General features: G+C 54.4%; 14 protein-coding genes and 1 pseudogene. 8 read left to right on the top strand and 7 right to left on the bottom strand.

What is annotated here, in order from left to right; genetic code table 11:
• Positions 1-985: 985 nt before the first annotated feature.
• Positions 986-3,970: pseudogene (locus AQS70_RS04925) on the top strand (sensor domain-containing protein); the annotation flags it as partial.
• Between the two features lie 92 nt (positions 3,971-4,062).
• The gene (glyA, locus tag AQS70_RS04930) at positions 4,063-5,316 is read left to right on the top strand and encodes a serine hydroxymethyltransferase (protein WP_055101792.1); all 1,254 of its coding nucleotides are present in this window, start codon (positions 4,063-4,065) and stop codon (positions 5,314-5,316) included.
• A 145-nt stretch (positions 5,317-5,461) separates the two neighbouring features.
• Here glyA and AQS70_RS04935 read toward each other — a convergent pair whose 3' ends face one another.
• Positions 5,462-5,713: a hypothetical protein gene (locus tag AQS70_RS04935; RefSeq protein ID WP_055101793.1), complete on the bottom strand. Its 252-nt coding sequence runs from the start codon at positions 5,711-5,713 to the stop codon at positions 5,462-5,464.
• Positions 5,714-6,482: 769 nt separating this feature from the next.
• Between AQS70_RS04935 and AQS70_RS04940 the strand changes: the two genes are divergently transcribed.
• The 3 genes from AQS70_RS04940 to AQS70_RS04950 are packed head-to-tail and all read left to right on the top strand — an operon-like array spanning position 6,483 to position 9,226.
• On the top strand, positions 6,483-7,796 hold the full coding sequence (locus tag AQS70_RS04940) for a C4-dicarboxylate transporter DctA (RefSeq protein WP_055101794.1): 1,314 nt from the start codon (positions 6,483-6,485) through the stop codon (positions 7,794-7,796).
• A 37-nt stretch (positions 7,797-7,833) separates the two neighbouring features.
• Positions 7,834-8,538, top strand: a complete 705-nt coding sequence (locus AQS70_RS04945) for a FadR/GntR family transcriptional regulator (RefSeq protein WP_055101795.1) — start codon at positions 7,834-7,836, stop codon at positions 8,536-8,538.
• A 25-nt stretch (positions 8,539-8,563) separates the two neighbouring features.
• Positions 8,564-9,226: a GntR family transcriptional regulator gene (locus AQS70_RS04950; RefSeq protein WP_055101796.1), complete on the top strand. Its 663-nt coding sequence runs from the start codon at positions 8,564-8,566 to the stop codon at positions 9,224-9,226.
• Between the two features lie 37 nt (positions 9,227-9,263).
• On the opposite strand, the gene yjiA is transcribed toward AQS70_RS04950, so the two are convergent.
• The 4 genes from yjiA to radA all read right to left on the bottom strand — a co-directional run bounded on the left by yjiA (position 9,264) and on the right by radA (position 14,532).
• Positions 9,264-10,232: a GTPase gene (yjiA, locus tag AQS70_RS04955; protein WP_055101797.1), complete on the bottom strand. Its 969-nt coding sequence runs from the start codon at positions 10,230-10,232 to the stop codon at positions 9,264-9,266.
• Between the two features lie 108 nt (positions 10,233-10,340).
• Positions 10,341-10,538 carry a YbdD/YjiX family protein gene (locus AQS70_RS04960; protein WP_007937254.1) on the bottom strand — a complete coding sequence of 66 codons (198 nt, stop codon included), beginning with the start codon at positions 10,536-10,538 and terminating at the stop codon, positions 10,341-10,343.
• A gap of 12 nt (positions 10,539-10,550) precedes the next feature.
• Positions 10,551-12,620, bottom strand: a complete 2,070-nt coding sequence (locus AQS70_RS04965) for a carbon starvation CstA family protein (protein WP_055101798.1) — start codon at positions 12,618-12,620, stop codon at positions 10,551-10,553.
• Positions 12,621-13,164: 544 nt separating this feature from the next.
• On the bottom strand, positions 13,165-14,532 hold the full coding sequence (radA, locus tag AQS70_RS04970; protein ID WP_055101799.1) for a DNA repair protein RadA: 1,368 nt from the start codon (positions 14,530-14,532) through the stop codon (positions 13,165-13,167).
• A gap of 226 nt (positions 14,533-14,758) precedes the next feature.
• Between radA and mscL the strand changes: the two genes are divergently transcribed.
• A complete protein-coding gene (mscL, locus tag AQS70_RS04975) occupies positions 14,759-15,172 on the top strand; it encodes a large-conductance mechanosensitive channel protein MscL (RefSeq protein ID WP_055101800.1) in 414 nt (137 codons plus the stop codon).
• Between the two features lie 65 nt (positions 15,173-15,237).
• Here the strand turns inward: mscL and AQS70_RS04980 are convergent, their stop codons facing one another.
• Complete coding sequence (locus AQS70_RS04980) at positions 15,238-16,014, bottom strand: ferredoxin--NADP reductase (protein WP_055101801.1); 777 nt, start codon at positions 16,012-16,014, stop codon at positions 15,238-15,240.
• 362 nt (positions 16,015-16,376) lie between these two features.
• On the opposite strand from AQS70_RS04980, the gene AQS70_RS04985 reads away from it, so the two are divergent.
• Both AQS70_RS04985 and AQS70_RS04990 read left to right on the top strand, forming a co-directional pair.
• Complete coding sequence (locus AQS70_RS04985) at positions 16,377-17,090, top strand: autoinducer binding domain-containing protein (protein ID WP_082428033.1); 714 nt, start codon at positions 16,377-16,379, stop codon at positions 17,088-17,090.
• A 165-nt stretch (positions 17,091-17,255) separates the two neighbouring features.
• Entirely contained in the window at positions 17,256-18,380 is a 1,125-nt protein-coding gene (locus AQS70_RS04990) for a methyltransferase (RefSeq protein WP_055101802.1), read from the top strand.
• A gap of 254 nt (positions 18,381-18,634) precedes the next feature.
• Here AQS70_RS04990 and AQS70_RS23105 read toward each other — a convergent pair.
• Positions 18,635-18,734 (bottom strand): IS3 family transposase (locus tag AQS70_RS23105; protein ID WP_156355014.1); only part of this gene is annotated, 100 nt, incomplete at its 5' end.

Raw genomic sequence — 18,734 nt, forward strand, 5'->3', positions numbered from 1 at the left:
GCGCACATCACAACACTGGCACTTTGCCACGACCCAAGGCATGCTAGCCGATCTACAGCCGTCCAGCTGATAATAGGCACCGCATACTCGCCGCCAACCCCAGGATCACAGCTTGTCCTACGCAGCCCCGCCCCCTCCTGCTCATGTACCAGGCCAAACCCTTGGTTCACCCGTGCGCGGAACGTTAAAAGGTGCATTGGCGTCGCTGGTGTTGTTATTGCTCGGGTTGCTGTTTTGGTTACTTATCGAGCAGTTTCAAGAAACCCTTGAGCATGAACGCTTAACCAGCATTCATTACAGTGCTGATCTAGCCGACTACTTGAGTTTGAGTCTGGCGTTGAAGGCCGAAACAGCCCTCAATCAACTGCAAAGCAACCCACTCCCGCGTAATCAAAGCCAGCAACAAGCGTTGGCTAATCAACTGCGCACAACCCTGCCAGCGTTACAAAGCTTGGCCTTGCTGAGCCCTGCGGGCGATATTTTGCTCGACAGCACCGGCGCCAGCCCTGACGCAGCCTTCTTGAAAGACTGGGTTCTAAGCAATCCGCTGCACGATCAATCCGCCCCCTACCGCTACGGCAACAACAGTGATGCCAGCGTTATATACCTGCGGTTGCGCCCACCCCAAGGGACTCACACTGGTTATTGGCTGCTGCGCCTGAGCCCCGACGTCTTGCAAAAGTTGACGCGGCGAACCGCTGAGAAGAACCGTGCGCAATGGCTGATCGAAAACAGCCAAACGGACACGGTCCTGCGCCGTATGGATACCCGCTCATCGTCCCCTACCCTCAGCCCTGAAGACCAAGACTGTACGGTACTGCTAGTGCCCCTAAGCCATAGCGGCTGGCAGTTGCGCGGCCTGTTTGATCGTAATAAGGCTATTGCAAGCCTGTTACCGGGGTTAATCGCCAAATGCTTGCTGGGCTTGTTGTTCTCCTCGCTGCCGATTCTGGCGCTAATCAATATGCGCCGCCGCCAACGCCAACTGCATGAAGGTCGCCGTCGTTACCAGGATATTTTCGAAGGCACAGGCGTAGCCTTGTGCGTGCTCGATCTGTCCAGCTTGCCGGGTTTTCTGGAACGCGAAAAACTACACCGCATCGACGCACTTAAACATTGGCTGCACAACGACGGCGAGCGCCAATGCGCATTACTTGAACATCTGCGCATCACTGAAGTGAACCAAGTGGCGTTACAGCTACTGGCTATCAGATCCGGCAATGAGGCGTGGCAGAAGCTGATCGGGAGCTGCCCGAATAATAGCTCGGCCATTGGCTATCAAGTCGTGAAAGCCCTGATCCTCAAACTGCAACAGCTTGAACTGGAAATAACACTGACTGACGCGCAGGGTAACGCTCAGCACTTTTGGCTGGTGCTGCGAATGCCTGAGAACCAGCAGGATTATCACGCGGTCATTCTGAGCATCAGCGACATCACGAGTCGCAAACTGATCGAATTATCGCTTCAAGAGCGTGAAAGCTTTTGGTCAGACGTCGTTCGTACTGTGCCCGACCATCTCTATGTGCAGGATGTCATCAATCAACGGATGATCTTCAGCAACCATAATCTGGGGCAAACCCTGGGCTACAACAGCTCCGAGCTGCAACAAATGGGGTCTTACTTCTGGGAACTGGTGCTGCATCCCGAAGACGCCCTCCACTATCAGCGCCTGCGCCCGCAACAGCGTGACGGCGGTTATGTACAGCGGTTGGAGTGCCAACTGCGCTTTCGTCATCAGAGCGGCGTATGGCGCTGCTTTGATATACGCGAACAGGCTTTGGCCCTTGGCACGGGGGATCAAGTCAAACGCATTGTGGGGGTCGCCAAAGACATCACCCAACAAATCGAAGCCAGCGAATCCCTGCGAGACAGTGAGCACCGCTACCGAATGCTGGCCGAAAGCATCAGTGACGTGATTTTCTCCACCAACAGCGTGCTCAAACTTAACTACGTGAGCCCTTCGATAGAAACCGTACTGGGGTATGACCCCTCTTGGATCCTTAACAATGGCTGGCAAACCACGCTTGCCAACCCGCAACAACTAACAGGTGTTTACAACCTGATAAAACGTATAAAAGCTGCACTCGACAAGCCTCAGCAGTTGGCCGCCCTGCGCACTCAAGTACCCACCCAGTTATTCACCTTTGACTGTGAACGCTCTGACGGTCGCAAAATTCCGATTGAGTTGCGCTTGGTCTTGGTATGGAACGAACACGATAAATTCGAAGGTATTCTCGGTGTGGCCCGTGACATCAGTCAGCAACGCAGTGCTGAAAAAGACCTACGCATGGCGGCGACCGTATTCGAGCACTCAACCTCCGCGATTCTAATCACCGACCCGGCTGGCTATATCGTGCAAGCCAACGAAGCCTTTAGTCGGGTCAGTGGATACTCGGTGTCGCAGGTACTCGACCAACTGCCCAATCTGCTGACCGTCGATGAACAGCAACAAGCGCACTTGAAATACGTGATTAAACAATTGAACCAGCACAACACGTGGGAAGGTGAAGTGTGGCTCAAACGTCGTAACGGCGAGCATTACCCTGCGTGGGTCGGGATTACGGCGGTGTTTGACGATGATGGCGACTTGGCCAGCTACGTGTGCTTCTTCAGCGACATCAGCGAGCGCAAGGCCAGCGAGCAGCGTATCCACCGGCTGGCCTACTATGACGCCCTGACCCACTTACCCAACCGCACATTGTTCCAAGACCGTCTGCACACTGCACTGCAACAGGCCGAGCGGAACAAATCGTGGGTGGTGCTGATGTTCCTTGACCTCGATCGCTTCAAACCGATTAACGACTCGCTGGGCCACGCGGCGGGCGATCGCATGCTCAAAGACATGGCCACGCGCCTATTAGGCTGTGTGGATGAAGACGACACCGTAGCGCGCATGGGGGGCGACGAATTCACCTTGCTCTTACAACCACGCGCGACCCGCGTCATGGCGCTGAACCGTGCGGTCGGTGTCGCTGAGCAGATACTCGCCAGCTTGGTGCAACCGTTCGTCCTCGAAAGCCGCGAGTTTTTCGTCACCGCCAGTATCGGCATCGCACTGAGCCCGCAGGACGGCAATGAACTCAGCCAACTGATGAAAAACGCTGATACCGCGATGTACCACGCCAAAGAGCGCGGCAAAAACAACTTCCAGTTCTACCAAGCCGACATGAACGCCAGCGCCTTGGAACGTTTGGAGCTAGAAAGCGACCTGCGTCACGCCTTAGAGCAGCAAGAATTTATCCTTTATTACCAACCGCAATTCAGTGGCGATGGTAAACGCCTGACCGGGGTTGAAGCGCTACTGCGTTGGAACCATCCACGTCGCGGATTGGTGCCGCCAGGCGACTTCATTCCGGTACTGGAAGAGTTGGGGTTAGTGGTGGATGTCGGCGATTGGGTGCTGGCGGAGTCTTGCCGTCAGCTCAAGCGTTGGCATCAAGACCGAGTGCGCGTGCCTAAAATCTCAGTCAACATCTCGGCGCGGCAGTTCTCGGACGGCCAGCTTGGCACCCGCATCGCCAGCATCCTCAAAGAAACAGGGGTATCACCGGCGTGCCTCGAACTGGAGCTGACTGAAAGCATCCTAATGCGCGAAGTCAGCGAAGCGCTGCAAATTCTCGCCAGCCTTAAAAACCTCGGATTGAGCATTGCTGTTGACGACTTTGGCACCGGCTACTCGTCGCTCAACTACCTCAAACAGTTCCCGATCGACGTGCTCAAAATCGACCGTACTTTTGTCGACGGCCTACCCTCTGGCGAGCAAGATGCGCAAATTGCCCGTGCAATTATCGCAATGGCCCACAGCCTGAATCTGGCGGTCATCGCAGAAGGCGTTGAAACGCAAGATCAACTTGAATTCCTGCGCGAGCACGGTTGCGATGAAGTACAGGGCTACCTGTTTGGTCGCCCCATGCCCGCGCACCTGCTGGTCAAGCAATTGCAGGCGTACGGCTTCAAGCTTGCAACCTAATCACGGACACCGTGAATCGCTTTCATATGCCAGTTAATACCCATTGGGTTAGAATGCCCTCCTTTTCTGCCCCCCGCTCCTTGAGGACCGCCATGTTCAGCCGTGATTTGACACTTGCCAAGTTCGACGCCGACCTTTTTGCCGCTATGGAGCAAGAAGCTCAGCGCCAAGAAGAACACATTGAGCTGATCGCTTCGGAAAACTACACCAGCCCAGCGGTGATGGAAGCTCAAGGCTCGGTCTTGACCAACAAATACGCTGAAGGCTACCCAGGCAAGCGTTACTACGGCGGCTGTGAATACGTCGATGTGGTTGAGCAATTGGCTATCGACCGTGCAAAAGAACTGTTCGGCGCCGATTACGCCAACGTTCAACCGCACGCCGGTTCCCAAGCCAACAGCGCTGTTTACTTGGCTCTGCTGTCGGCTGGCGACACCATCTTGGGTATGAGCTTGGCTCACGGTGGCCACCTGACTCACGGTGCCAGCGTTTCGTCCTCGGGCAAACTGTATAACGCCGTTCAGTACGGTATCGACGCTAACGGCTTGATCGACTACGACGAAGTTGAGCGTCTGGCCGTTGAGCACAAGCCAAAAATGATCGTGGCGGGCTTCTCTGCTTATTCGCAGATCCTAGACTTCCCACGTTTCCGCGCTATTGCTGACAAAGTCGGCGCTTACCTGTTCGTCGACATGGCTCACGTCGCCGGTCTGGTGGCTGCGGGTGTATACCCGAACCCAGTCCCTTTCGCTGACGTGGTCACCACCACCACTCACAAAACCCTTCGCGGCCCACGTGGCGGCCTGATCTTGGCCAAAGCCAACCCAGAGATCGAGAAAAAGCTGAACTCGGCTGTATTCCCGGGTGGTCAAGGCGGCCCGCTGGAACACGTCATCGCGGGTAAAGCTGTGTGCTTCAAAGAAGCACTGCAACCCGAGTTCAAGGTTTACCAGCAGCAAGTCGTGAAAAACGCCCAAGCCATGGCATCGGTATTCATCGAGCGTGGCTATGACGTGGTTTCGGGCGGTACTGAAAACCACCTGTTCCTGCTGTCACTGATCAAGCAAGACATCTCTGGTAAAGACGCTGACGCCGCACTGGGCAAAGCGTTCATCACCGTGAACAAAAACTCCGTGCCTAACGACCCACGCTCCCCGTTCGTCACTTCGGGCCTGCGTTTCGGTACTCCGGCTGTGACCACCCGCGGCTTCAAAGTTGAAGAATGCCGTGAACTGGCTGGCTGGATCTGCGACATCCTGGACGACATCAACAACGAAGCTGTGATTGATGCCGTTCGTGAAAAAGTAAAAGCCATCTGCAAAAAGCTGCCTGTTTACGGCAACTGAGAGTAAATAGTTGAACAAAAAGCCCGGCTCTTGAGTCGGGCTTTTTTGTGGGTGATGTTCCATTTTAGGAGCGAGCTTGCTCGCGATCTTTTGATTTTAAAAGCTCGCGAGCAAGCTCGCTCCTAAAAATAGTGATAAGTCCGGGTTAGGTTGGCTGTAAGCGCCAGCCCAAGACGTTGAGCAAATCGCAGCCGTCACGCAGCAAGATCATGGCGGTGGTCGCGAGTTGTTTGAGGTCGACAGCATCGGCGTCCTGGACGTCGCGGCTGGAGAAGGTTTCCATCAGTTGCGTCACCGCCAGTACGCGAGCCGTGGCGTTGGCGTGCAAGACGTCGAGTGGGGCGTTGCGGTCGATGAGTAAGGCGGGGATGGTGCAGTCGATGGCAGTGAGCGGGATCTACGGTGAATGAGTCATAAATGAATCTCTTAAATTTCACGATTTAAGCCACCCATTTTCGTCGCCAAACAAAAACAGGTGGCCGCTGTACGCGGGTTGGCGAACCGGTAAATTTAAGCAAAACCCGGCAGACCCGAAGATCTCCCACGCACAGCTGCCATAAAGCACAGCGAGCAAAATACACGCTTAGCCAAATACAACAACCTTGCTGCAAAAATTATTAAGCCAAGTCGCCAAACCCGGTCACCCATTTGGGCGAGCGCTGACTATAGGCGCCGGGCCACAACCGCAGCAATTAGCAAAGCTGTACGAAACATCTCGCAATTTTGTGAGCGCACACACCCGATGTAGGAGCGAGCTTGCTCGCGATCTTTTGATCTCTTTTGTGTCACCTGCATTGCTGCGCTACAACCGGCGCTGCTTCTGTTTTTGGTAGGAGCTGCCGCAGGCTGCGATCTTTTGATCGTTAAAAACAAAGATCGCAGCCTGCGGCAGCTCCTACAGCTCATCTTGCTGATGCTGGCGCGGATTTGGCCTGAGGTCAGGCCGGCTGTAAGCGCCAGCCAATATTCGAGAAAGGCTTTAGCCCGCACGGTTGCGCTCAACCGGTAAGACCGGACGACTGAAAGCCATAATATTTACTTGATTATCTCGAAAAAAGCCTCCTAAACTGCACGCGAACTGGACATACCGGTAAGACCACAATAATTAAGTCCTGAAGTCGATTCGCTCAGCGTACGCCTGCCAGGACACTACCAGGATTCCTCCCATGATCAGATGGTGCTCGCGGTCAATCTTCTTCCAGGTCGTTCTCGGCCTTCTTTTAGGCGCCGCTTGCGGCCTAATGCTCCCCGAATACTCTGCACACCTCAAACCTTTGGGCGACGGCTTTATCAAGTTGATCAAAATGTTGATCGGTTTGATTGTGTTCTGTGTAGTCGTCAGTGGCATCAGCGGTGCAGGCGACTTGAAGAAGGTCGGGAGGATCGGTCTTAAGTCGGTGATTTACTTTGAAATATTGACCACTATTGCGTTGGTCGTGGGGCTGATATTCGCATTCAGCACGGGGATCGGTACAGGCGCCAATATTCATCTAGATCAACTGCCTAATTCCGGCGTCAGCGACATCGCCCAGCGCAGTGAACATATGCACACCACGGCTCAGTTTTTAATGGATCTGATCCCGACCTCAGTGGTAGGCGCCTTTGCAGACAACAACATTCTGCAAGTGCTGTTGTTTTCTGTGCTGTTTGGCAGCGCGCTCAATTTGGTCGGTGAGGCCGCGTCAGGTATCGCACGACTCATTGACGAGTTAAGCCATGTGATTTTCCGCATCATGGGTATGATTGTGCGCTTGGCGCCCATTGGAGTTTTTGGTGCCATCGCCTTCACGACCAGCACCTACGGCTTAGACTCACTGCAACATCTAGGTAGCTTAGTGGCTTTGTTTTATTTGACCTGCATCGGGTTTGTCTCGGTGATTCTGGGCGTGGTGATGCGTGCGTCAGGTCTGCGTCTCTGGCCGCTGCTCAAGTACCTGCGTGAAGAACTGACGATTGTATTGGGCACCGCCTCGTCCGACGCCGTATTGCCACAAATCATGCGCAAGCTGGAACATTTAGGCATCGGCAGTTCTACCGTAGGGTTGGTGATTCCCACAGGTTACTCATTTAACCTCGATGGTTTCTCGATTTACCTGACGCTGGCCATCGTGTTTATCGCCAACGCGACGGGAACGCCCTTGGCCATGACCGATTTGCTGACTATTTTGCTGGTGTCCTTAATCACCTCAAAAGGCGCTCACGGCATTCCAGGCTCAGCCTTGGTGATTCTTGCTGCAACGTTGACCGCCATCCCGGCGATCCCAGTGGCAGGGCTAGTATTGGTGTTGGCGGTGGACTGGTTTATGGGCATTGGGCGCGCGCTGACGAACCTGATCGGTAACTGCGTGGCGACCGTCGCGATTGCTCAGTGGGAAAAAGACATCGACGTACAACGTGCCAATAAAGTACTCGCAGGCCAGCCAGGCTATACCTTTCGCCCCCTTAAAACTGAAGTCATGGCCGCGCCGCGAGATTTCTAAACTCTTTTAACCTCTTTTATTGCTCATGGAGCGAAAAGTGATCACCTCGTCAACGGTTGTAAATTCGGTGGTAGAAAAACTCAGAGCGGCCTTGGCTCGAGGGGAATGGCGCTCTGGGGAAATGCTGCCTGGGCAAAGAGATTTGGCTGAAAAACTTGGCATCAGCCGCCCTAGCCTAAGGGAAGCGATCATCGTTCTGGAAACACTGGGGCTGGTTCGCACCCTCCCCAGCAAGGGCGTGGTGGTGTTGGAGGCCAACGCCCTTGAGCCTGCTGTACAGGAGAGCGCGGCCGCTCAAGTCAGCATGGAAGATGTGCTGCAACTGCGTTACACCCTTGAGCCGTTTATCGTTGGGCTGGTCGCGCAGTCGATTAGAAGCAAGGAGGTCGGCCAGTTACGACTGACGCTGATGGACATGCGCGAAGCGCTGGAAGCCAATGACTGCGAGGCGGGCGTTAGCGCCTATATCGCGTTTCACGAAGAACTATTCAACCTGACCTCTAACCCCATCTTTCAGAGCGTTGTGCAACAAACCAGCAACGCCCTCAAACAGAGTGCTCAGGTGCTGCGTAATTCACCTGAGCATATGGCAGAGCGACTTGAAGAAAACGAGGCCGTGGTGCGCGCCATTCGTGCCAAAAACAGTGCATTGGCGGGTGCCGAGATGCGTCGCCATATTCTTCGAGAAGGTCAGCGCGTGGGCATTGAACTGAATGTTCCTGACGAAAATCCCGGCAATTGAACACCTTTCAGACAGGAGATTGGCCATGAGTGCTTATGCGGTGTTGCCGTTCATCTCTTCAAGAACCAATGCTCGACCCGTGGCTGCTAGGTCCTGTGTCGATGAGGTTTACGCCCGCGTGCTGGACGCTATTGTTGAACAACGCTTACCACCCGATAGCCGCCTAAGCGAAGAGCGCTTAGGCCGCGAATTTGGAGCCAGTCGCTTGCAGATTCGTCGCGTGCTTTCGTTACTGACTTATCAGCAAGTCATCACGTTGCAGGCCAACGTAGGCGCGCGGATTGCCGTACCGTCTGACGAGCAAGTGCGAGAAGCCCTGCATGCCCGACGCCTGACAGAACTGGCCTTAATACCAATGGCTTGTCGGCAGGCACAAAAGCACGACGTAGACCACCTGCAGCACTTGATTGAACGCCAGCGTCAGGCTCACGTTAGTCATCAGCGTGGCCTCGCTATTCGTCTAGCAGGGGCATTTCATCTGCATTTAGCACAGATGGCCGGGAACGCCCCTCTGGCGCAGTTCCTTGCCAATCTGATGCCGATGACCTCTCTGGCCCTTGCACGCTGCTCACAACTGCCGCAGGTGTGGCAACAACACGTTGCGATGCTCAACGCTGTGGAAAAACACGATGAGGCCACCGCCGTTGCCTTGTTGAGTCAATACCTTGATGGCCTCACGCCAGAGTGAGCGGCTAGGAGGCGCAAGGGTTTATAGCCGCAACAGATCAGAGGGTCAGTTGCGCAAAGCCTTCGCGAATCTTGGCCTCAGGTAGATCATCGGCAATAAAGACCATCACGCTTTCGCGCGTTTCACCGTCAGCCCATTCGGTATCCCAATCAAAGCCGTACAGTTTCAGTACGCCCTGGAACACCAGCCGCCGGTCTTCGCCAGCGATATTCAATACACCTTTGTAACGCAGCAGTTGCTTGCCGTGTTCTTCGAGCAGGTCGTTCATAAACGCGCTCAGGCTGTCGATATCCAGCGGTTTTTCAGTGCGCAATACCACGCTGGAGATACGGTCAACCGAGGCCGCAGGCTGTACCGGGCGCAAGCTCACACTGCCACCCAAGTCGGCATTGAGGTTAAACCCGCGCACATCTAGCAGCTCTGTGAGGTCTATTTTGCCGTGCTCGACCACGCGAATCGGTGCGCGACGGTTGATCCGCGTCAGCCGCTCACATAAGGCATCAAACGTGGTGTCGTCGACTAAATCACGCTTGCTCACTAACAGTCGATCGGCAAAACCGATCTGTGCCTGAGCGATGGTTTGGCTCAGGTGAACGTCGGCATGGGCGGCATCGACCAAAGTGATGATGCCGTCCAGCAGATAGCGCTCGCGCAACTCTTCATCAATGAAAAAGGTTTGCGCCACTGGTGCTGGGTCGGCTAACCCCGTGCATTCGATCACTAAACGATCAAAGGCAATTTCGCCGCTGTCCAGCCGTTCAAGCAGCAGGTACAGCGCTTTGGTTAGGTCGGTGTGAATGGTGCAGCACACGCAACCATTGGCCAGGGTCATGACTTGCACCGGCTCGTCGCCCAGCAGTTGGGTGTCGATACCAGCGTCGCTGAATTCGTTTTCGATCACGGCAATTTTGAGCCCGTGTTCGGCTTTGAGCAGATAACGCAGCAACGTAGTTTTACCGGCGCCAAGAAACCCGCTCAGGATGGTGACGGGGATGGGAGATGACATACGCAAGTCTCCAAAAATGGGAGCCAAAAAACGACTGTAGGAACGAGCTTGCCTCACGATCACTTAAACGATCGCAAACAAGCTCGCTCCCACAGAAGGTCTAGCTAATTAACAGCACTTAGGCCCGCCCTTGCCTCCGTAACGGGCTTCTTGGCGTTCCCTGAAGAACGCCTCGTAGCTCATCACCGGCTTGTCCGGGTGCTTGGTTTGCATATGCTCGACGTAATTGTCGTAGTCGGGCATGCCGACCATCAGGCGTGCAGCCTGACCGAGGTATTTACCGAGGCGACTCAGGTCATTGAACATAATTGCAATCCTCTATCGTGCATCCGGCATAGCCTGGAAAGGTGTTTCTTTGTCCGTACGCTCTTTGTTGCCCCAAGCGGCGATGCCGACTTTGAGCGCGTAGAACAAGATGCTGAATACCACGAACAGGAACAATACGGTCAGACCCGCATTGGTGTACGCGTTGATGATCACGTGCTGCATCTGGTCGATGTTTTTCGCCGGTGCAATCACTTGGCCTGCATCCAGCGCCGTGCTGTATTTTTTCGCCAGCGACAGGAAGCCAATCGCCGGGTTAGCGTCGAACAGCTTGATGAAGCCTGCAGTGGTGGTGCAGATCAGCAGCCACACAGCGGGCAGCATCGTGACCCAAATGTAGCGTTGACGCTTCATTTTGATCAGCACAACCGTTGCCAGCATCAGCGCGATACCTGCCAGCATCTGGTTAGAGATACCGAACAGCGGCCACAAGGTATTGATACCGCCCAGTGGGTCAATCACGCCTTGGTACAGCAAGTAACCCCACATCGCTACGCAACCTGCGGTCGCGATCAGGTTAGCGGTCCAAGATTCAGTGCGCTTGAGTGCTGGCACGAAGCTACCCAGCAGGTCTTGCAGCATGAAGCGGCCCGCACGGGTACCGGCATCAACAGCGGTCAAAATGAACAAGGCTTCAAACAGAATGGCGAAGTGATACCAGAACGCCATTGTGTTTTCGCCCGGCAGCACGTGGTGCAGGATCTGCGCAATACCAACAGCCAGTGTCGGCGCGCCGCCAGCACGGGCCAGAACGGTGGTTTCACCGATGTCTTTGGCCAATGCGGTCAGTTGATCCGGGGTAATCGCAAAGCCCCAGCTGGTCACGGTTTGCGCCACAGTCACCACATCACCACCAACAATGGCGGCCGGGCTGTTCATAGCGAAGTACACACCCGGCTCGATCACCGAAGCGGCAACCATTGCCATGATGGCCACGAAGGACTCCATGAGCATGCCGCCGTAGCCGATGTAACGGGCGTTGGCTTCGTTATCCAGCAGTTTAGGCGTAGTACCTGAAGAGATCAGTGCGTGGAAACCCGACACCGCGCCGCAGGCAATGGTGATGAACAGGAACGGGAATAGACCGCCCTTCCAAACTGGGCCGTTGCCGTCGATGAACTGAGTCACGGCCGGCATTTTCAGCTCGGGCATGGTGACCAGAATGCCGATAGCCAGCGCAATGATGGTGCCGATTTTCAGGAACGTGGAAAGGTAGTCACGCGGCGCAAGCACCAGCCACACCGGCAAAACCGCCGCCACAAAGCCATAACCGATCAACATCCAAGTGATTTGCACACCGGTGAAGGTGAACACCGGAGCCCACTCTGGGCTTGCCCCAATTTGACCACCCAGCCAGATCGAGCCGAGCAACAACAGCACACCGATAAGCGAAATTTCACCGATGCGGCCCGGGCGGATGTAGCGCATGTAAATGCCCATAAACATCGCAATCGGGATGGTTGCCATCACCGTGAACATGCCCCATGGGCTTTCGGCCAAGGCTTTAACCACGATCAACGCCAACACCGCGAGGATGATGATCATGATCAGGAAGCAGCCAAACAGCGCGATGGTGCCGGGCACCTTGCCCATTTCTTCGCGCACCATGTCACCCAAGGAGCGACCGTTGCGACGTGTGGACAAGAACAAGACCATAAAGTCTTGAACCGCGCCCGCCAGTACCACACCGGCAATCAGCCACAGCGTGCCAGGCAGGTAGCCCATTTGCGCAGCCAGTACCGGGCCGACCAAGGGGCCAGCACCTGCGATGGCGGCAAAGTGGTGTCCGAAAAGAATATGTTTATTGGTTGGTACGTAGTCCAGACCATCGTTATTGAGCACCGCGGGGGTTGCACGACGCGGATCCAGTTGCATCACTCGCGTTGCAATAAACAGGCTGTAATAACGGTAAGCAACGAGATAGATCGCCACCGCTGCGACAACAATCCACAGCGCGTTGATCGCCTCACCCCGGCGTAATGCCACTACGCCAAGGGCGCACGCTCCTACAATTGCCAGCAGCAGCCACGGAAGGTGGCGTAGCAGGCTATTTTTATTATTCATGTTTGAATTCCGGCCAGTTGGACAAGAAGGACTGCCTTCGCAGTGTAGCGCTCCTGTGTCCAAAGGCCACCCCCTTACCTTGGTCTAGAGCCTTCTTTTGCAGATTTCTGCTTGGCGGAGGTTTAAATAAAACGCCGATGTAAGTCAGGAAAAATCAACTGAGCAAACCACACAGGAAAACCCGGATGTAACAGCCGAGACTTGGGCGACGGACTGTCTACCACGCCCAACTGCACCAGTTGCTTTAACTGGTAGATGGCCGTTCGCTCATCTAACCCCATAAACACATTGAAGTCTTTGCGCGATACAGCACCTTGGGTGTAAGCATCTGATCCCCCATCGCAACCCTGTCGACAGTGATCGGATCAAACAGTAGCGGCTCAAGCTAGCCTATTGCGTTGTAAACGCCTGTGATTGCTCGACTCTTTTGCACATTTATTTGCACAAATTGTTTTAGGGAAAACCCTTTAAACACGAGTCAAATCCGACGTTATCCGACAAAACATAACTCGCCTATTGCAGATTATTTTACAGATTCAAAACCCTATTCAAACAGCGCGTCCAGCGCTTGCTCCAGTCGGGTCACACCGATCACCTTTAAGCCCGGCGGGGATTCTTTGGGCGCGTTGCCTTTAGGCACGATGGCGCGTTTAAAGCCGTGTTTGGCCGCTTCTTTCAAACGCTCTTGGCCACTCGGCACCGGGCGCACTTCACCGGACAAGCCGACTTCGCCAAACACCAGTAAGTCGTGAGGCAGCGGCCGGTTGCGCAAACTGGACATGACGGCAGCCATCAAAGCCAAATCGGAGGCGGTTTCAAGCACTTTGACCCCGCCTACAACGTTAAGAAATACGTCTTGGTCGTGAGTCGGGATACCACCATGGCGATGCAGAACAGCCAGTAGCATGGCCAGCCGGTTTTGATCCAAGCCCAGGGTCACGCGGCGCGGGTTGGACATATGACTGTCGTCAACTAGCGCCTGCACTTCCACCAACATGGGCCGCGTCCCTTCCCAAGTTGCCATTACGACGCTGCCAGGGACTTCTTCCTGGGCACGCGTCAGAAAGATCGCAGAAGGATTGGAGACTTCTTTCAAGCCTTTGTCGGTCATTCCGAAAACGCCCAGTTCGTTGACGGCGCCAAAACGGTTTTTAACCGCGCGCAGCAAGCGCAACCGCCCGTCGGACTCGCCCTCGAAGTACAAAACAGTGTCCACCATGTGCTCCAGCACGCGAGGCCCAGCGAGGGCGCCTTCTTTGGTGACGTGGCCAACCAGAAAAATCGCCGTGCCGCTGGATTTGGCATAACGCACCAACAACGCCGCGCTCTCGCGCACTTGGGATACACCGCCTGGAGCAGATTGCAGTTGCTCGGTGAAAATGGTCTGGATCGAGTCGATCACCATGACCTTGGGCTTTTCAAGCTTGGCAGTGGCGATGATGTTTTCGATGCAGGTTTCGGTCATCACCTTGAGCTGGTCTTGAGGCAAGCCTAGACGCCGGGCGCGCATGGCCACTTGTTGCTGGGATTCCTCACCGGTGACGTACAGCGCCGGCATGCGCACGGCCATCTGACACAGGGTTTGCAGCAAGATGGTGGATTTACCAATGCCAGGGTCGCCACCGATCAACACCACAGAGCCGTCAACCAGACCGCCACCGAGCACCCGATCCAGCTCACCAGATGCGGTTGAAAAGCGCGGAATCTCTTCGATACTGACTTCAGCTAGGGTCTTGATTTGAGCTTGCTGTCCGGTCCAGCCCGTGCGGCCGCTGGGTGGCGCAGCCGAACCGCTTTCTACGACTGTTTCAACCAAGGTGTTCCAGACGCCGCATTCTGCGCACTGCCCGGCCCACTTGGGGAAGGTTGCACCGCACTCAGTGCAGCCAAATATGCGCTTAGCCTTGGCCATCTGAACTCCCTACAAAAAGACCGATGATAGCCCACCCGATGGCTATCAGTACCACAGCCTTGCATGGATCCCGTTGTAGCGGTGTCCAGACCAGGGTGGCAAAAAACCATCGGGCGCTAAACTTATGCGCCCTAGACGGGTCAACCCGTGTGCGGGCTGGCAAGCGAGATTTGCAAGGCTGATTTACACTGCAACCACCAACCTCATCTGTAACAAGGAATAACCAATGAGCGTGTTAAGTGAGTTCAAGGCCTTCGCGGTCAAAGGAAACGTGGTCGATATGGCCGTGGGTATCATCATCGGCGCAGCATTCGGCAAAATCGTTTCGTCCTTCGTCGGCGATGTGGTCATGCCTCCTTTGGGTCTGTTGATCGGAGGAGTGGACTTCACTGATCTGGCCGTTACGCTCAAAGCGGCGGTCGGAGATGCACCGGCAGTCGTGCTGGCGTACGGTAAATTCATTCAGACCGTGATCGACTTCGTGATTGTGGCGTTTGCGATCTTTTTAGGCGTTAAGGCGATTAACCGCCTGCGCCGTGAAGAAGCGGTGGCACCCAGCACTCCCCCGTTGCCTTCTAAAGAAGAGCAACTACTGGGTGAGATTCGCGACCTGCTTAAAGCGCAAAATAAACAGCCCTAATGCGCCAAGTTAAAATAACGGCGCCCTAGGGCGCCGTTATTAATTAATAAACACGCTTACTGTAATCACCAGTAGTTCTCTACAGCGACTTGGCCAGGGCGACGCGTCAAATTCAGCTGCAGGTCTCGCTCTTTCAATAACTTACGCGTGTCGTCAATCATTTGCGGGTTACCGCACAACATAATGCGCGAGTGCTCTGGCGATAACTCAACCCTCGCCGCACGCTCTAATTCACCGTTCTCGATTAACGTGGTAATACGCCCATTTAATACGCCGGGTAGTTGCTCGCGGGTAACAATCGGAATATAGGTCAGCTTGTGCGCATGCTCGACGAGATAGTCGCGCTGCCCCAGTTCGGCAATCAACTTTTGATAAGCCAACTCACGGGCTTCTCGTGCGCTATAGACCAAAACGATACGTTCAAACTTCTCCCACACTTCAAAGTCCTGCAGGATCGAGACAAACGGTGCAATCCCGGTCCCCGTCGCGAGTAGCCACAGATCACGGCCATCGACAAAGCGATCCAGGGTCAAATAGCCAAAAGCTTGACGGTCAACCAGCAAGGTATCGCCCACTTGTAACCGGCTCAGCTCGCTGGTGAACTCCCCTCCCGGCACCACAATGGAAAAGAACTCCAGAAACTCGTCGTGCGGTGAGGACACCATGGAGTAGGCACGCCACACTGTACTGCCATCGGCCTTGGTCACACCGAGCCTAGCGAACTGCCCAGCGCGAAAGCGAAAACCTTGGTCGCGGGTGGTACGCAAGGTAAACAGGTTAGGGGACAGGGGCTTAACATCGAGAAGCGTTTGGCGGGTGAATTTTTCGGCGCTGTCGGTCATGGGGCGCTCCATTGGGCTAATGCTCCCTAGTGTCGCGCAAACAGCCCAAGAGGAACACCGACGGTTTGTGATGGTATTGCACTTGTCATAAAAACCACCTTCAAGACAGATAAAGAAAGGCCCCAATGTATTACGGTATTTACTTCCAAAAAACAGCATTAGAAAAACTGAAAGCCACCCAATAACTGGCGTCAAAAAAACAGCTCCCCCATTACCTACAACTAAAGTTGTACGGCTTCCAGAACTTTAAAAACTAGAGTAATCACTCACAAATACCTGTAGAAAATTCCTACATACTTTGAGGACTTATGAACTATCCTTAAATTTCATTTTGGATCCACCCGCGGGGCATCGCCACAGTCATGGGCACTGCAAATTATTCACCTCAAAAACAAGAGCTTGTTCAGTTAGGCGAATATAATTTGTCTACACATACACGCAATCGAATTGAACTCTTCGGCTTTGAGAGTTACTTTTTTAGAATTGCCCCGCGATATGGAAACATTCAAAAAGATAGTAGAACATTAACAAACTATCCTATTGAGTTTATAAAGGCATTCGACGCCAGTTGCCTGACCCATAAGAACCCAATCGAGAACCACTTTAAAAGCTCTATTGCTCCGCTGTTATGGGATCAGCAGTTGTTCAGCGAAACACCCGGACTCCAAGAAGCATCACACTCATACGGCCTCAATTATGGCTGGTCGCTGTCCGCTCACGACGCCAAAGGGACGATCAGCATTCTGAGCCTGTCACGTAGCAGTGCGCCGGTTTCGCCGCAGGAGTTCAGTAACAAGATCGGCGATTTGTTGTGGCTATGCCATCAGTTGCACACCGCAATGAGCGAAACACTCGCAGTGAGTACTAAGGTTATTGAGGCTAACAACCGCTTATCCGTTCGCGAGTTAGAGATTCTGAAATGGACGGCTCAAGGCAAAACTGCCTCTGACATTGGCATGATCCTGAGCCTGACGACCCGCACGGTAAACTTCCATATCAGCAGTTCAATGCGCAAAATGGGCGCTACCAACAAGACATCGGCGGTGGTGCTCGCTGCCAAATGCGGCCTTATCTAAGCTGGGATCAACCCGGTACAGCGGCCAACCCGAACAAAAGCGTCGGGCTTTCTTAAGTAAAAAAAAGTAAAATCACCGCCACCTGAAAATGCCACGGCCTCCATGGCTGCCTAAATGTATCTGCGTACCTATCAAGCAGCCGTCGATTCCCCAGAGTTTGTATAAATGCCTGCGCTCGAAAGCCCTTTCGCACACCTGCACCTGATCCGCCAACCTGAACAACAGAACGAGCCGCTCCAGGCCTTTGACGCTGCGGATGAGTATTTACTTAACCACGTGGCCGAATTGGCACTGCCCGTTAACAGCCGGGTTCTGGTGCTTAACGATAGTTTTGGCGCTTTGGCCGTCAGCTTGGCCAGTACGATGCAGGTCACCAGTAGCACTGACTCATTCCTCGCAGTTAAAGCCTTGGAGAAGAATCTGGTGCGTAATGGTCAGGCCTATGATGCCGTCTCAATCATTGCCGCCAGCCAACCGCCAGTCGGCCCATTTGACTGTGTGCTGGTGCGGGTGCCAAAAACACTGGCATTGCTTGAGGAGCAATTGATTCGCCTGCAAGGCCAATTGGCGCCAGGTGCACAGGTCATTGCCGGAGCGATGATCAAGCACTTGCCGCGCGCAGCAGGCGACTTACTGGAACGCTATGTCGGCCCTGTACAAGCCTCGCTAGCGGTAAAAAAAGCTCGCTTGCTGACCGCCACCCCACAAAATTTAGGGCCGTTTACCTCGCCCTATCCTTCGCGTTATTCGCTAGATAAGCCCGCGATTGAGCTACTCAACCATGCCAATGTGTTTTGCCGCGAAGGGCTGGATATTGGCACCCGCGCCTTTATGCCGCACCTGCCGAGTAACCTGGGCTCTGCCCGTGTAGCCGATCTAGGGTGCGGAAATGGCGTGTTGGCCATCGCCAGTGCCCTGAACAACCCACACGCGCAGTACACGTTGGTGGATGAGTCATTTATGGCGGTGCAGTCTGCGCGTGAGAACTGGCAGGCCGCGCTGGGTAATCGCGAGGTGGCTATTGATGCGGGTGATGGTTTAGCCGGGCAGGCGCCGGACTCATTAGATGTGGTGTTGTGTAATCCGCCGTTCCACCAACAACAAGTGGTCGGCGACTTTTTGGCCTGGCGCATGTTCCAGCAAGCCCGAGAAGCGCTGGTGGTCGGAGGTGCGCTGTACATCGTGGGTAATCGCCACTTGGGCTACCACAGTAAATTGGCCAAGCTGTTCCGGGGTGTCGAGCAAGTGGCCGCCACACCCAAGTTTGTGATTCTCAAGGCGCGTAAATAACGCCAGAAACACCCAAAAACCGTAGGAGGTTCCCTGTCGTCCAGACGCCGCGCTGTCGCGCACGGTGTTTGGGTGCATCTCTATTTTCGTAGGAGCTGGCGCAGCCTGCGATATTTTGATTTTCTACAGCAACATCAAAAGATCGCAGCCTTCGGCAGCTCCTACAGTGACTCCTTTAGCAAGTGTTTGATTTGTTGATTTTCCCTTAAGCGCACAGACCTGTTTTTTGGACTGCCCCCCAAAAGTTGGACAGGTTAGCTAGCAATCTGCGCAGCCCGGGTCCTGTACTCCACAGGGCTTAGGTTGTTGAGCGTCAGTTTGATGCGGTGATGGTTGTAATAGTGGATGTATTCA

Origin of the sequence: Pseudomonas endophytica, from assembly GCF_001411475.1 — a bacterium.
GTDB classification, from domain to species: Bacteria; Pseudomonadota; Gammaproteobacteria; order Pseudomonadales; family Pseudomonadaceae; genus Aquipseudomonas; species Aquipseudomonas endophytica.

What these genes read in the sequence shown, in the direction of transcription:
- yjiA (WP_055101797.1), bottom strand. Translation starts at nt 10,232, where the DNA reads ATGTCATCTCCCATCCCCGTCACCATCCTGAGCGGGTTTCTTGGCGCC.
- AQS70_RS04980 (WP_055101801.1), bottom strand. Translation starts at nt 16,014, where the DNA reads ATGACCGACAGCGCCGAAAAATTCACCCGCCAAACGCTTCTCGATGTT.
- AQS70_RS04990 (WP_055101802.1), top strand. Translation starts at nt 17,256, where the DNA reads ATGCCTGCGCTCGAAAGCCCTTTCGCACACCTGCACCTGATCCGCCAA.
- AQS70_RS04960 (WP_007937254.1), bottom strand. Translation starts at nt 10,538, where the DNA reads ATGTTCAATGACCTGAGTCGCCTCGGTAAATACCTCGGTCAGGCTGCA.
- glyA (WP_055101792.1), top strand. Translation starts at nt 4,063, where the DNA reads ATGTTCAGCCGTGATTTGACACTTGCCAAGTTCGACGCCGACCTTTTT.
- AQS70_RS04940 (WP_055101794.1), top strand. Translation starts at nt 6,483, where the DNA reads ATGATCAGATGGTGCTCGCGGTCAATCTTCTTCCAGGTCGTTCTCGGC.
- AQS70_RS04950 (WP_055101796.1), top strand. Translation starts at nt 8,564, where the DNA reads ATGAGTGCTTATGCGGTGTTGCCGTTCATCTCTTCAAGAACCAATGCT.
- AQS70_RS04965 (WP_055101798.1), bottom strand. Translation starts at nt 12,620, where the DNA reads ATGAATAATAAAAATAGCCTGCTACGCCACCTTCCGTGGCTGCTGCTG.
- radA (WP_055101799.1), bottom strand. Translation starts at nt 14,532, where the DNA reads ATGGCCAAGGCTAAGCGCATATTTGGCTGCACTGAGTGCGGTGCAACC.
- AQS70_RS04985 (WP_082428033.1), top strand. Translation starts at nt 16,377, where the DNA reads ATGGGCACTGCAAATTATTCACCTCAAAAACAAGAGCTTGTTCAGTTA.
- mscL (WP_055101800.1), top strand. Translation starts at nt 14,759, where the DNA reads ATGAGCGTGTTAAGTGAGTTCAAGGCCTTCGCGGTCAAAGGAAACGTG.